Source organism: Parvularculales bacterium, from assembly GCA_036881865.1.
Lineage (GTDB): Bacteria > Pseudomonadota > Alphaproteobacteria > JAPOUT01 > JBAJNM01 > JBAJNM01.
On the sequence record JBAJNM010000060.1, the window covers coordinates 1 to 13,430 of the forward strand.

13 protein-coding genes and 1 tRNA gene are annotated in these 13,430 nt (G+C 50.4%); 7 read left to right on the top strand and 7 right to left on the bottom strand.

Annotated features, from left to right (window positions below):
- The first annotated feature begins 436 nt into the window (after positions 1–436).
- Positions 437–742, top strand: coding sequence for a hypothetical protein (locus tag V6Z81_09845; protein MEG9862767.1), 306 nt, complete (start codon positions 437–439; stop codon positions 740–742).
- Between the two features lie 75 nt (positions 743–817).
- Here V6Z81_09845 and V6Z81_09850 read toward each other — a convergent pair whose 3' ends face one another.
- Genes V6Z81_09850 through V6Z81_09860 form a run of 3 tightly spaced genes read right to left on the bottom strand, consistent with a single transcriptional unit; the run spans position 818 to position 2,691 of the window.
- Entirely contained in the window at positions 818–1,492 is a 675-nt protein-coding gene (locus tag V6Z81_09850; GenBank protein MEG9862768.1) for a VTT domain-containing protein, read from the bottom strand.
- Between the two features lie 15 nt (positions 1,493–1,507).
- Positions 1,508–1,915, bottom strand: coding sequence for a DUF2141 domain-containing protein (locus V6Z81_09855; protein MEG9862769.1), 408 nt, complete (start codon positions 1,913–1,915; stop codon positions 1,508–1,510).
- A gap of 41 nt (positions 1,916–1,956) precedes the next feature.
- Positions 1,957–2,691: an SDR family NAD(P)-dependent oxidoreductase gene (locus tag V6Z81_09860; protein MEG9862770.1), complete on the bottom strand. Its 735-nt coding sequence runs from the start codon at positions 2,689–2,691 to the stop codon at positions 1,957–1,959.
- Between the two features lie 174 nt (positions 2,692–2,865).
- On the opposite strand from V6Z81_09860, the gene V6Z81_09865 reads away from it, so the two are divergent.
- On the top strand, positions 2,866–3,411 hold the full coding sequence (locus V6Z81_09865; GenBank protein MEG9862771.1) for an NnrU family protein: 546 nt from the start codon (positions 2,866–2,868) through the stop codon (positions 3,409–3,411).
- Positions 3,412–3,657: 246 nt separating this feature from the next.
- Here V6Z81_09865 and V6Z81_09870 read toward each other — a convergent pair whose 3' ends face one another.
- The 4 genes from V6Z81_09870 to bioB form a co-directional block, all read right to left on the bottom strand.
- The gene (locus V6Z81_09870) at positions 3,658–4,107 is read right to left on the bottom strand and encodes a DUF3237 domain-containing protein (protein MEG9862772.1); all 450 of its coding nucleotides are present in this window, start codon (positions 4,105–4,107) and stop codon (positions 3,658–3,660) included.
- A gap of 320 nt (positions 4,108–4,427) precedes the next feature.
- Complete coding sequence (umuD, locus tag V6Z81_09875) at positions 4,428–4,733, bottom strand: translesion error-prone DNA polymerase V autoproteolytic subunit (protein MEG9862773.1); 306 nt, start codon at positions 4,731–4,733, stop codon at positions 4,428–4,430.
- Between the two features lie 86 nt (positions 4,734–4,819).
- Positions 4,820–5,482, bottom strand: coding sequence for an HAD-IA family hydrolase (locus tag V6Z81_09880; protein ID MEG9862774.1), 663 nt, complete (start codon positions 5,480–5,482; stop codon positions 4,820–4,822).
- Complete coding sequence (gene bioB, locus V6Z81_09885) at positions 5,479–6,510, bottom strand: biotin synthase BioB (GenBank protein ID MEG9862775.1); 1,032 nt, start codon at positions 6,508–6,510, stop codon at positions 5,479–5,481. The genes V6Z81_09880 and bioB overlap by 4 nt, the downstream gene beginning before the upstream one ends.
- A gap of 110 nt (positions 6,511–6,620) precedes the next feature.
- Here bioB and V6Z81_09890 point away from each other — a divergent pair, with 110 nt between their 5' ends.
- From V6Z81_09890 to V6Z81_09910, 5 genes are all read left to right on the top strand, one after another.
- The gene (locus V6Z81_09890) at positions 6,621–7,529 is read left to right on the top strand and encodes a dienelactone hydrolase family protein (protein ID MEG9862776.1); all 909 of its coding nucleotides are present in this window, start codon (positions 6,621–6,623) and stop codon (positions 7,527–7,529) included.
- 96 nt (positions 7,530–7,625) lie between these two features.
- Complete coding sequence (carA, locus tag V6Z81_09895; protein MEG9862777.1) at positions 7,626–8,795, top strand: glutamine-hydrolyzing carbamoyl-phosphate synthase small subunit; 1,170 nt, start codon at positions 7,626–7,628, stop codon at positions 8,793–8,795.
- A gap of 8 nt (positions 8,796–8,803) precedes the next feature.
- On the top strand, positions 8,804–12,055 hold the full coding sequence (gene carB, locus V6Z81_09900) for a carbamoyl-phosphate synthase large subunit (protein MEG9862778.1): 3,252 nt from the start codon (positions 8,804–8,806) through the stop codon (positions 12,053–12,055).
- A 40-nt stretch (positions 12,056–12,095) separates the two neighbouring features.
- Positions 12,096–12,569 carry a transcription elongation factor GreA gene (gene greA / locus V6Z81_09905; GenBank protein ID MEG9862779.1) on the top strand — a complete coding sequence of 158 codons (474 nt, stop codon included), beginning with the start codon at positions 12,096–12,098 and terminating at the stop codon, positions 12,567–12,569.
- Positions 12,570–12,589: 20 nt separating this feature from the next.
- Positions 12,590–12,679, top strand: a tRNA-Ser gene (locus V6Z81_09910).
- Positions 12,680–13,430 lie beyond the last annotated feature (751 nt).

Consider the following 13,430-nt stretch of genomic DNA (forward strand, 5'->3'; position numbering starts at 1 on the left):
CGCCTGTTATGGGATGTCACTTACGCTGATGGTTCATTGCATCGCTTCGAGGATGATTTGCTGCACCGTGTCGCCGGCGAGCTTAACGGTTCTTATGACGATGCTGAGGCGGCGCGCATGGAGGCTATTACCAGCCGGGGTAGCGCCTAAGTCTCAATACTAAACTTCGGGGCTTATATATTTTAGTGCCCAAAACAGCTTAAAAAAACCCCACTATCTGCCGAAATTCACCAGATATTATATCTGAAGACCGTGCTTTGCCGGTTCGGGTCCGGGAACACCGTTGTGGCTCCGATGATTATTGCCCCAGACATAGTTTGAGTAAGGTGATTAATCCGGACGCACACTTGCAGGGCCTTTTAGAGAATTTTAAAAGGGTAACTCACCTTGAATTATGGGTATTTGTGCTATTGCTCTGGCTGGAAAGAGATTTGAATTGATCAATAATCTCCACTCAGCCTGTTCTTTGCCTGCACTCATTGTTGCTCTTACTTCTCTTGCCGCATGCGGGGGCGGCGGAGGTGGTGGTGCCAATACTGGCGCTCCCACGCCGATGCAGGTGACGGTAACGTCACCTGTGCAGTTGCTGGCCATACAGGCGCCATACGGCGACTGCAGGGGTGAATTCAGTGGTGATCCTGATTGGGACCTGCCCATAAAAGGGTTGAAAGCGTTTGCCGATAGTTTGGGGTCCGGAGTTTCGGCGTACGGTACGCATCTCCATATTGTTGACGGGAACTGAGCTGCCCCCATCAATCGGTCCGGTTTGAAAGTTACGACCGGTCCGGGTTCAGCCTGGGCAACATCTTCATTGCATTCAGGATGGACCAGTTAAATGGGGGAGGGTTAATTTTTTGAAGTTCTTGAAAATTAACCAACCCAGCCAGAAAAAGGCTGTGAGACCAATAGCGGTTAAGATCGCCGGTTTAGGATCTTCAAGCGTACTGATAGAACCTGCATATGCAGCAATGATGGCGTAAGGCACAGTGCTGACAAGCCAAAGCGCTAGGAACTTGAAGAATGGCATACGCGTCATACCTGCCATACAGGCCGATACCTCCGGCAGGATCGGCGTGGCACGGGAAAGGAGGATCACGATGGCACCGTGCTTGCGAAAGGTCTGAACGGCTTCTTTGCGCTTCTCCGGGTCTTTGATAAGAAAATTAATCAAGAGTTCACCATATCTTCGGCTGATACCGTAACCGCATGTTCCGGCCAGCAGCAGGCCAACAACACCTGCGATTGCGCCGATCACCGGGCCTAAAAAGAATCCACCAAGAATCATCGTGGTAAGCGTTGGCACCGCGATAAATAAGTCAGCAAATAGCAGCCCTGCTACGATGAGAGCTACCCACATTGGGTCAGAATTCCTGGCCATTTCTAGCCACATCTCAATCTTCTCGACGGTAATGAGGCCGGTTGAGTTGAGAATGATAAAGGTACCGGCAAAGGCAAGCGCCAGAATAAACATGATTTTCAGTAACGGTTTCATAAGGGTTTACCTGACTTAAGGGTAAATGATGGGGATAGCGATTTCTCTGCCTACCTCATCAGTTTTTAACGCGGCGTCTTTATAGGAAGGCGGACCAAACCCAAGCTTTGCGCCGTTGGAAAAGCCCAAGCCTTCAGAGGGAATAATCCCCGTCCAGTTTTTGCTGACCTTACCGGTCATATCTTCATCATGCAGGATTTTAATGGCGAATGTATCGTTCTCGACATTAATGCGAAAACGCATGGTGTCACTTCCGGTAGTCACATTCCGGGTTTGTGTTGCAAGCGCTTTGCCATGATCTATCGGGAAGCCATCTTCGCTGAAGAGCATGGCCATAATTTGTCCCGGGCGTTCGGTATCTATGGCTTCAACCGTTACCGTAACGTCTTTTGCCAGTGCGGGTGAAAGTGTCAGCGTCATCATCAATCCTCCGAATAATAATGCTTGTAGTGATTGATTCCTGGTTAACTCCTTTTCATAAGGCTACGGTCAAGGCGTGGTGTGAGCGCTAGCAGTACACGCAGCAATTTCACCTTGCCGATATTGTTAATCCGTTTGCCTTGCTCAATGCCTGACACTATATCCTGTGCGGCCCGTTGAGGTGTGATTTTGCCTGAACCGCGCCCATGCGTCATCGGTGTATCAACGAGCGGAAGAAACGCCTGTAATACGCGGATATTGGTTTGCTCCAGCTGATAGCCAAGACTTTGCGAGAACACATCCATCCCCCCCTTGGTGCCACAATAAATGGCTGAACCTGTCTTCGGTGCCAGTGCCAGCCCGGAATTGATATTGGTGATGATACATTCACGCCCATCATCCAACATGGCGGGAAGAAGCAAATAGATCAGCGCGCATACGGCAGTGAAGTTCAGGTGAATCTCCGGGATGATGGTATCATAAGAAAAATCATCATCGATATAGGTTGGTGTATTCTGAATCGCCGCATTATTGATCAGCAGATCAATCTGGTTATGTGCTTTCACGATCTTGTCAGCCAACGCTTCATATTCTTGTGGTTTAGATAAATCGGCCGGATAGATCTTTATGCCTTCAAACTCTTTTTCTAATTTTTCTAACCGCACGCCCGACCTTGCGATAACAATGACTTTATTGTTTGGTGCGAGTATGCGCACTATCTCATAGCCAATACCAGATGTGCCGCCAGTGATCACGATCGTCTTGTCTGCAAGTTTCATCTGTTTTTCTCTTTTATCGTTTATCTTAGTGTTGATCAGGGGGATGACATGCCCCCTTCAATCGGTCCAGTTTGAAAGTTAGTGTATTATATGTATGCCGTGCTAACATTCAGGGTGGGTCAGTCAAATGGAGGCAACTCACATAAATATGTATTTGTTTAGAGGATAATAATTATGTTTGAAGCAGGAATAATAATTTTTTTTGGGGTTCATTTAATTCCGCTTTTTACTAATCTAAAAAGTTTCTTACAATCTAAGCTAGGCGAATATCCATACAAGGGGATATTTGCCCTGATCAGTTTAGCTGGATTATTGATGATTATATTTGGGTATGAAAGCGGAACAAACTATCACTATTCAGTATACCCAAACGCTTATTTGTATTCTACATATGTGATGTTCTTTTCTTTAACTTTTCTGGTTGCTGCCAACTTGCCAACATACATAAAAAAGATAACAAGACATCCTATGTCTTTAGGAATTGCTGTTTGGGCAATATTACATCTAGCTGTTAATCCGGATACATATTCTATTATTTTGTTTGGATCATTTTTAGCCTATTCAGCTGTTTCAGCTTTGGTTTCTGAATTGAGGGATGAAAAGAAAAAAGCAAGTGATGCAAAAATAATTTTTGATGCTTTATCTGTTGTTCTCGGTATTTTCATCACTTATTTAGCATTCAATTATCACGAATACATATCCGGGGCTATTTTGGTGTAAAATGAATAGATTGAGAGCCTCCTCAATACGATCTTTAATCAACTCCGTAACTGTGGAGTAGATTCACAGGGGTTTGTAAAGAGAAAACGAAGGGAAAATTCACTTTTCCAGATTATGTAGATGACCCTCCCCCATTTAACCGGTCCACCCTGAAGGTCAGTGAATATGTTGCCTATACTGAACCCGGACCAGCCATAAACTAACTTTCAAACCCGACCTGTTGATGAGGACTGACCACTCAGTGAATTATGCAGGCCGCCAAACCCGATACTCAACACCTCCCCCGGTAAAGATACGGCCTTCACCGATAAAGAATGTCGTATTCACCCAGGCATATCGCTCATCACCCGTCTCGATGCGTGGGTTGGTGTAGAAGTATTGATCCCCGAATTGAGTTTCGTTTCCGCTGGCTGTCGCTTCCTGGACGGCCGTATTCATTTCGAGGAGCCCAAAATACTGCATATACAAAAACGCACCATCATGGGTTTCGATCTGCGCCCTAACGTCTAGCCGAAGGAAACCGTCAGACCCAATTAGGGCCCACTCCCCACCTCCCAGAACGTTTCCCCGGATACGCTCTCCGGACACTTCACCACCTTTGATGTCGTAAACCAACCGTGTGCCAATTGGTATCGTGCCAACAGGTATGGGGGTACCGAGCGAACCATTAAACTGAAATTCCTGAACGAGTTGCATGTTGGAATCCTTTTTGATGCTTAAGTGAAATCAAAACGAATAATATAATTAGCCGGGTCGAAAATAAACCCAATTAGCTGAGAATACCTTCACCTTATTTCGCTTCATCAGATTTTCGTACATATGGGCGGGCGCACCCATTGGAATACCCAAGGCCTTTGCCTCAATTGTACGGGCTATTACACAGCCATCATTATTGGATAGAACCACCACGGGCTTGTTATTAAAGGATGGCTGAAATACCCGCTCGCATGACGCATAGAAATTATTGCAGTCAACAAGGGCATAAAATGTCGGGTCGTAGTGAGAAGTCATCCTACCTAGCGGGTAACGCCGGTCACGACACCCCAGATTTCAAGATCCTGATCGTCCGTAAATTCGATTGGATCGTAGGCATCATTTTCGGGTACTAACAGGGTCTTGCCCTTGGTCCTGATGAGCCGTTTAATCGTAAACTCACCATCAACAACGGCGATGACAATCTTGCCGCTCACCGGCTCAAGACTCTGATCAACCGCCAGAACATCATTGTCATGAATGCCGGCCCCTATCATTGAATCTCCACGGACACGGAGAAAGAATGTCGCGGTGGGATGTCTAATCAGGTTACTATTGTAATTAGTCACCCAAAACAGAGAGCAAAACCACTGCTACCCAATTAACAGCACGACCATAATTTTTGGGCAATAAAGTATATAAGCCCCTAAACTTCTTAATGCTCAACCAAGGTGAGTCCCGTGAGTTTTTCCAGCTCTGCAAGGGCTTGAGGCTCGCTTGCAACTTTTATGGTGGCCATGCCCATAGCGCGGGCGGGCTTGAGGTTAATGCCTAAATCATCCAGATAAATCACCTCATGGGGATTTACTCCAAGAGTCTCACACATCATCGCATAGATGCGGGGGTCGGGTTTGCGCATGCCCGCTTTTGACGATTCAATGACATGGTCAAACAACGCCATAGTGCCGGATAGCATGCTATCCCACTCTCCGGGAGAGCGGGTATTGTTGGTAATACATCCGGTCTTAAAGTGCGTTTTGCACCGGCGCAGGGCTTCCACCATACCGGGCCTGATGTCGCCCCGCAGAAGGTTGATGACCTGTCGTCCGCTTATCCCGCCGCCCTGTTGACGGGCTTCTTCGGTGAATAGCGCATCAAATTCATCTAAATCTATCTGGTTGCTTTCAAATTGTGCCCACGCATTGGTGTCCGGATTAGTAGCATTAATGCGCCGGATAAAATCCTTCGGCAGATTGTTGTCTGCCTCAAAGCGGTTAAAAGAATCAAAAGGACTACTGGTTATAACCCCCCCAAAGTCCCATACAACGGCCCTGAAAGACGATGCAGGCTGCGTGGAGGGCTGACCGTTGCCGGTCATGCCGGTGACATGGCTTCTAACCCAAGGCGGCGAAAAAGAGTGTTGTCGTGGTCCTGTTCCGGATTCTCCGTGGTCAAAAGCTTCTCGCCAATGAAAATGGAATTAGCCCCTGCCAGAAAACACAACGCTTGCGCCTCGTCATTCATGTTGGAGCGCCCTGCCGACAAACGCACCACGGAAGCCGGCATGGTAATCCGCGAAACGGCAATGGTGCGGACAAACTCAAAAGGGTCTAAATCATCACCCCTATCACCAAGGGGCGTGCCGTCCACCTGCATGAGCAAGTTAACGGGCACACTTTCTGGGTGCTCCGGCAGTGTGGCGAGAGTGTGGATCATACCGGCTCTGTCGGCGCGGCTTTCTCCCATTCCCACAATGCCTCCGCAACATACCCGGATACCCGCCTCGCGCACTTCGTCAAGAGTATCCAGCCGCTCCTGATAGGTGCGGGTGGTTACAACACTGTCATAATATTCCGGTGAACTATCTATATTGTGGTTGTAATAATCCAATCCTGCATCGGCGAAACGACGCGCCTGTTCGCCGGTCAACATGCCAAGGGTCATACAGGTTTCCATGCCCAGAGCCCGGACTTCTTTAATCATGGCACACAGATTGTCCATATCCCGGTCGTGGGGATTCCGCCATGCCGCTCCCATACAATAGCGGCTGGCACCCGCGTCACGTGCCTTGCGGGCTTCTTCTGCCACATTTTCGACACTCATGAGTTTGGTGGCCTTAACGCCGGTTTTAAAATGAGCACTTTGACTGCAATAGCCACAATTTTCCGGACACCCTCCCGTCTTGATAGAGAGCAGCGTACTCTTCTGGACTTCATTGGGGCTAAACCATTGCCTGTGGACTTGCTGGGCCTGAAATATCAAATCATTAAAAGGCAGGGCGAAGAGGTCTTCAATTTCCCGGCGTGTCCAGTCGTGGCGCACGGTCTTGCCGGCCGGTGCCGCATGGTGGTTTGACAGGTCCTGCTTTAAGCGAGGGGTATCCGGCGTGGGTGTAGATAGAGTCATGTATGTAATTGTTCCTGATGGGTGATGTTTCCGGAGGAAACAAGCATAAGCAAACCGGCCCGTGATGCAAGACCATTGGGTTTCGGGCCTGAGCGTGATAATCTGATTGCATGGAGAGAGTCGAGTTCCGGTCTGCAGACCCCTTTGAATTTTACCACATTATTGCACGGCCCGATGAGATGTCCGGCCGGGATATGTCCGGTACTTTGAGCCTGCCCTCTGAAGCGGGGCCGGATCATCCGGTTCCGGCCGTTATTGCGTGTCATGGCAGTTGGGGATGGCGGGCTCATCATGAAGAACATCTTCAGGCGTTTCGTGATCAGGGTTTCGCGGTCTTTCAACTCCATTCTTTTGAGGCCCGGGGTATTGAAAGCACGGCAGAGCGGCAAATGGCCGTCACCATGGCGATGATGGTGCATGATGCTTTTAGCGCTCTGGCAGTGCTACTGGAGAATCCATCCATTGATGGAGCGCGTGTCGGGGTGACAGGATGGAGTCTGGGTGGCGGAATGGCTGTTTATTCGGCATGGGAGCCGTTGGCGGAACGCCTTGCGCCGGAGGGGGCACGTTTTGCCGCTCACCTCGGGTTTTATCCGGCGTGTCATATGCGCTGTGATGATATGCGGTGGTCCGGTGCGCCGATGCTTATTCTTATCGGAGAAGCAGAGGACTACACACCTGCCGTGCAGGCGGTTGATCTCACCCGCGCTCTTGTTGATGCGGGGGTTCCTGCCGAGATTATTCTTTATCCTGATGCACACCATTCATTTGATTCCCGTGATCCGGTGGTCTTCCACGACAAAGTGCAGGCGCTAACTCCCGCCCCTCTTGTGCGCATACGTCAGGATGGTTCCATGGTGGTAGAGGGAACCGAAAAGCCTCTTAATGAACCTGAAGACCGCCTCGCCAACGCGCCCGTATTTTCCAAACGGGGCGCTCATGCCGGAGGAAATCCCAAAGCGCGTGAGGCAGCCTTTCGCGACGCCGCACGTTTCATGGGCACTACACTTCAGATTTGAATTTAGTTCAAAACAGGCGCTGAAAAACACCTGCCATGTCTTGACCGGAAGGCCGCTATTCCATAGTGTCCGGGTGACAACAATTCCGGATCATCCATGACTTCAAACACTGCTGTAACCGGCATGCTGGCGCTAGCCGATGGAACCACCTTGCCCGGCATCGGCTTTGGCGCAACGGGACACGCCGTTGGTGAATTGTGTTTTAACACCGCCATGACGGGCTATCAGGAAATTCTAACGGACCCCTCTTATGCAGGTCAGATTATCGTGTTCACCTTTCCTCATATCGGCAATGTGGGGGCTAACGGCGACGATAATGAAACGGCGTATGTGTCTCCTGAAGGAGCAGTCCGTGCTTTGGTGGTACGGGAGCTTCTAACGCTGCCGTCCAGCCACAGGGCGCAGGACCATCTTGATGGCTGGCTGAAAGAACGGGGAATTATCGGTCTATCCGGGGTTGACACACGGGCCCTGACACGGCGCATTCGTGAGCAGGGTTTTGCTAATGCGGCTATTGCCCATGAGCCCGGTGGCCGTTTTGATACGGCGGCCATGCAGAAAACGGCCGGCGCATGGCCCGGTCTTGAGGGTATGGAATTAGCCCGGTCAGTCACTACAAATACGTCTTATGAGTGGGATCAACCTCTCTGGCGCTCCCCTCATGATACCCCCGACTCCGGGCAAAAAGAGACCGTATCCGCACCGGCACCCCATGTGGTGGCGGTAGACTATGGCATGAAAAGCAATATTCTGCGCTCTCTTACAAGTCAGGGTGTGCGGGTCAGTGTCGTATCGGCCGGCGCGGAGGCCCGGGCTATATTATCGCTCAGGCCTGATGGCGTATTTCTTTCTAACGGGCCCGGAGATCCGGCAGCAACGGCCGCTTATGCCGCACCGGTGGTTCGTGAGATTGTAGACTCCGGTGTGCCGGTGTTTGGTATCTGTCTCGGTCATCAAATTCTGGCTCTGGCGCTGGGTGCCAAAACGACAAAAATGCGGCAGGGGCATCATGGAGCCAACCATCCGGTTAAAGATATAGAAACCGGCAAGGTGGAGATTACCAGCATGAATCACGGGTTCACGGTTGACCGGGATAGCCTGCCCAAGAATGTGGAAGAGACTCATATCAGCCTGTTTGATGGCAGCAATTGTGGTCTCCGCCTAAAAGACAAGCCGGTTTTTTCGGTGCAATATCATCCGGAAGCTTCACCCGGTCCTCATGATAGCCATTATCTGTTTACACGTTTTTATGAAAACCTGACTTAGGAGAGGTCATGCCGCGCCGCACCGACATTGAAAGCATATTAATCATTGGTGCGGGGCCTATTGTTATTGGTCAGGCGTGCGAATTTGATTATTCCGGTGTGCAGGCATGCAAGGCTCTCAAGAAAGAAGGTTACCGGGTTATTCTGGTGAACTCCAATCCGGCAACCATCATGACGGATCCGGAACTGGCAGACGCTACGTATATTGAGCCGGTTACACCGGAAATGGTGGCGCGGGTTTTAGAAAAAGAAAGGCCTGATGCGATACTGCCTACCATGGGTGGACAAACGGCTCTTAATGTAGCCCTCGCGCTGGCGGAAGACGGCGTTCTGGAACGCCTTGATATCCGGCTCATCGGTGCAGATAAGCAAGCCATCGCCAAGGCCGAAGACCGCCAGTTGTTCCGGGATGCCATGATGCGGATCGGGCTGGAGTCACCGCGCTCCCGGTTGGTGCATACCAAACAGGAAGCACTGGATGCGCTGGAAGATACAGGACTGCCGGCGATTGTACGTCCGTCTTTTACGTTGGGGGGTACAGGCGGCGGTGTGGCTTACAACCGTGAGGAGTTTGAAAGCATTGTTGCAGGCGGACTGGATGCCTCGCCTGTCGGGTCGGTGCTGGTTGAAGAGTCCGTGTTGGGTTGGAAAGAATATGAAATGGAAGTCATCCGCGACAAGGCGGATAACGCCATTATCGTGTGTTCCATAGAAAATGTTGATCCCATGGGCGTGCATACGGGAGACAGTATCACCGTAGCTCCTGCCCTTACCCTGACAGATAAAGAATATCAACGAATGAGAGATGCGTCTCTGGCCTGTCTTCGGGAGATTGGCGTTGAGACCGGCGGTTCTAACGTTCAATTTGCCGTCGATCCTGAAAATGGCCGCATGGTGGTCATTGAAATGAACCCCAGAGTGTCACGTTCTTCGGCGCTGGCTTCAAAAGCAACAGGCTTTCCTATAGCTAAAGTGGCCGCCTTATTGGCCGTAGGCTACACGCTTGACGAGCTGGCCAATGACATAACCGGCGTAACACCTGCAAGTTTTGAACCGTCCATTGATTATGTTGTTACCAAAATTCCGCGCTTTGCTTTTGAAAAGTTTCCGGGTGCCGATGATAGTCTGACTACGTCAATGAAATCTGTCGGCGAGGTTATGGCCATCGGACGCAGCTTTCCCGAAAGTCTACAAAAGGCGTTGCGGTCTCTGGATACAGGGCTTGAGGGGCTGGACGATATTGACTTGCCCGGGTTGGGTCTGGGAGACGATCATAATGCGGTGCGGGCAGCGCTGGCCAGCCCTACGCCGTCCCGGTTGCGCGCTATAGCCCAGGCTTTGCGTCATGGTGTTTCCTGCGAAGATATTCATGGTGCGTGTGCTTATGACCCATGGTTTATCCGGCAGCTACAGGCCATCGTAGAGATGGAACAAGAAGTGCGCACGGGAGGATTACCGCAAGAGGTAAATGAAATGCGCCGTCTTAAGCAGGCGGGGTTTTCCGATGCGCGTCTGGCAACCCTGACAGGGATGACGGCAGCGGACGTGCGCACTCACCGTCATACATTGGGTGTGCGTCCGGTGTTCAAACATATTGATACATGCGCTGCCGAGTTTGCTGCCCGCACACCTTATCTTTACGGTTGTTATGAAACACCTTTCAACAACATGGAACCCGAGTGCGAAGCCGTCCCTTCCGGCCGGCGTAAAGTGATGATCTTAGGCGGTGGCCCTAATCGTATCGGGCAGGGCATCGAGTTTGATTATTGTTGTTGTCATGCTGCCTTTGCTCTTTATGACGCAGATGTTGAAAGCATCATGGTGAATTGTAATCCGGAGACGGTTTCCACGGACTATGATACGTCCGACCGGCTTTATTTTGAGCCTCTTACCGTAGAGGATGTGCTTGAGATTGCAGCGGTGGAACGCAGCCGCGGGGTTCTGGAGGGTATTATCGTGCAGTTTGGCGGTCAGACGCCTCTTAATTTAACGCACGAATTAGCTGCCGCAGGGTTGCCTATTCTGGGAACGGACCCGGATGCCATTGACCTTGCCGAAGACCGTGACCGGTTCAAAAATGTTCTGGACAAACTGGGCTTGCGTCAACCTGACAATGGTATTGCGTGGAGCGCCGAAGAAGCCAAAGCGATTGCCGGGCGCATTGGCTATCCGGTGGTTATACGTCCGTCTTATGTTCTGGGAGGACGGGCTATGGAGATTGTTCACGATGAAGCGGGGCTTGAGCGCTATATCCGGGAGGCCGTTGTGGTATCGGGGGAGAATCCGGTACTGATAGACCTTTATTTGCGCAATGCGGTGGAGGTTGATGTGGATGCCCTATCGGATGGCCGTGATGTTTTTGTGGCGGGCATTATGGAGCATATTGAAGAGGCGGGAGTTCACTCCGGCGATAGCGCGTGTGTCTTACCGCCACACTCGCTGTCAGACCCTGTCATTGAAGAGCTTGAACGTCAGACAAAAATCCTGGCATCGGGACTTAATGTTGTCGGGTTAATGAATGTGCAATATGCGGTTCAGGATGGAGAGATTTTTGTTCTGGAAGTTAATCCGCGGGCCAGCCGCACGGTACCATTTGTGTCTAAAGCGATTGGCATTCCGGTGGCGCGAACGGCCGTGCGGTTGATGATGGGAGAAAAATTGGCGTCTATAAAACCGCAAAAAACCTCCAAGGGTCATATTGCGGTTAAGGAGGCGGTGTTTCCTTTCGCGCGGTTTTCCGGTGTTGATACACTTCTGGGGCCGGAGATGCGCTCAACCGGCGAGGTTATGGGTGTTGATGCCAGTTTTGAGGCCGCCTTTGCCAAAAGCCAGATTGCCGCCGGTGCGCGATTGCCTCTTGAAGGGGTGGTTTTTATCTCCGTCAAGGAGGCCGACAAAGCCCATCTGGTAGGGCCTGCCTCCCGCCTCATAGAGATGGGATTTCAGATTATAGCCACCGGTGGTACGGCTAAATTTCTCGGGGCGGCCGGATTGAACGTTGCCGTTATCAACAAGGTGCTTGAGGGGCGTCCGCACATTGTAGATGCCATCAAAAGCGGTGATGTGCATCTGATGTTTAATACCACCGAGGGAGCGCAGTCTATTGCGGATTCATTGTCGTTGCGCCGGGCGGCCCTGATGGAGGGCGTGCCATATTATACGACGTTGGCGGGAGTGTGCGCCGTGGTAGAGGCCATTGCCGCTTTGCGCTCTGAAAGTTTAGATGTGATGCCCGTTCAGGCGTATATCGGTTCTTCATAGGGTCTACACGGGGTGCGCAAAATCGTCTATACTGGCCATTATGGAAAAAATACCTATGACAGCCTCGGGGTATCGCGCCCTTGAGGAGGAAATCAAGCATCTGAAATCCGTTGAGCGCCCCCGTATCATCAAGGCGATAGAGGCGGCGCGCGCCCATGGCGACCTGTCGGAGAACGCCGAATATCACGCTGCGCGGGAGTCTCAAAGTTTAAACGAGACGCGGGTTTTAGACCTTGAAGATAAAATAAGCCGGGCCGAGGTTATTGATGTATCCAAATTATCGGGCACGGTGGTGAAGTTTGGGGCTTCGGTGACGATTGTTAATGAAGATACGGACGTCGAGCAGGTTTTTCAGATTGTCGGCGAAGTAGAGGCCGATGCAAAGGCCGGCAAGATATCCGTGTCGTCGCCTATTGCGCGTGCTCTTATCGGCAAAACCATTGGCGACAGTGTTGATGTAACGACACCCGGCGGCAGTCAGTCATATGAGATTCTGGTTGTTAACTTTAAGTGATGTCATTGGGTTGATATTACGGAGGGGTGGCCGAGTGGTCGAAGGCGCACGCCTGGAAAGCGTGTAGGCGGGCAACTGTCTCGCGGGTTCGAATCCCGCTCCCTCCGCCATTAATACCCTAATTGACTAAAAAGGATAATAATTGTTCCCTACAGATAGGTGCCGGTGCCGTGGGAGACCCAGTTCACTAATAAACTGACTGGCAATTAGTTGTGCTTTACCGTACTTCACTTGGGCTGGTGTAATCCCAACTGAAAGTGCTTCCCTAGCTGGCATCTTCTGACAATACGTTAGTATGAGTGTTCCATGTGTCCCTTTGTCCGGCTCGGCTTTTGTGCGAGTTATCCCTACATAAAAAAAGGCGGCGTTGTTCCTCCAGATGCTTGGTATATAAGGCGCTAAGCGGCACCGGATGTTGATGCGCTCAAGCTCCACGAAATTATCATCCATCCGGATCGCAGCAAATTGCAATGGCTGATCGTATTCCGGTGAAATGCCTGTAGTCTCAATATTGTAAAATACGAAATTCATGAAAGTAGATTAATTGGGTTTTGTTAGAAAATCTATGTTATGGACGTAAAGATAAATTAAACCGTAGTTGCAAAATAGATGGTATTAATTTGTGGCAATAGTGGAGTGCTATGTGATAGATAATATAAGCCATTAATATGATGCGAATTTTCTATTAAATTTATCTTATCAGAATATAGAGAACCGCAAGAATTTCATGATGCAATTGGCAATCATCATCCGGCCTGGCTCATGAAACAAACGACGCGTATTGACGCGAAACTATCTGACCTTCCCCCTATTAACTGGTCCACCCTGAATGTTAGTAAATATATGAAACAGGAGGAGTAC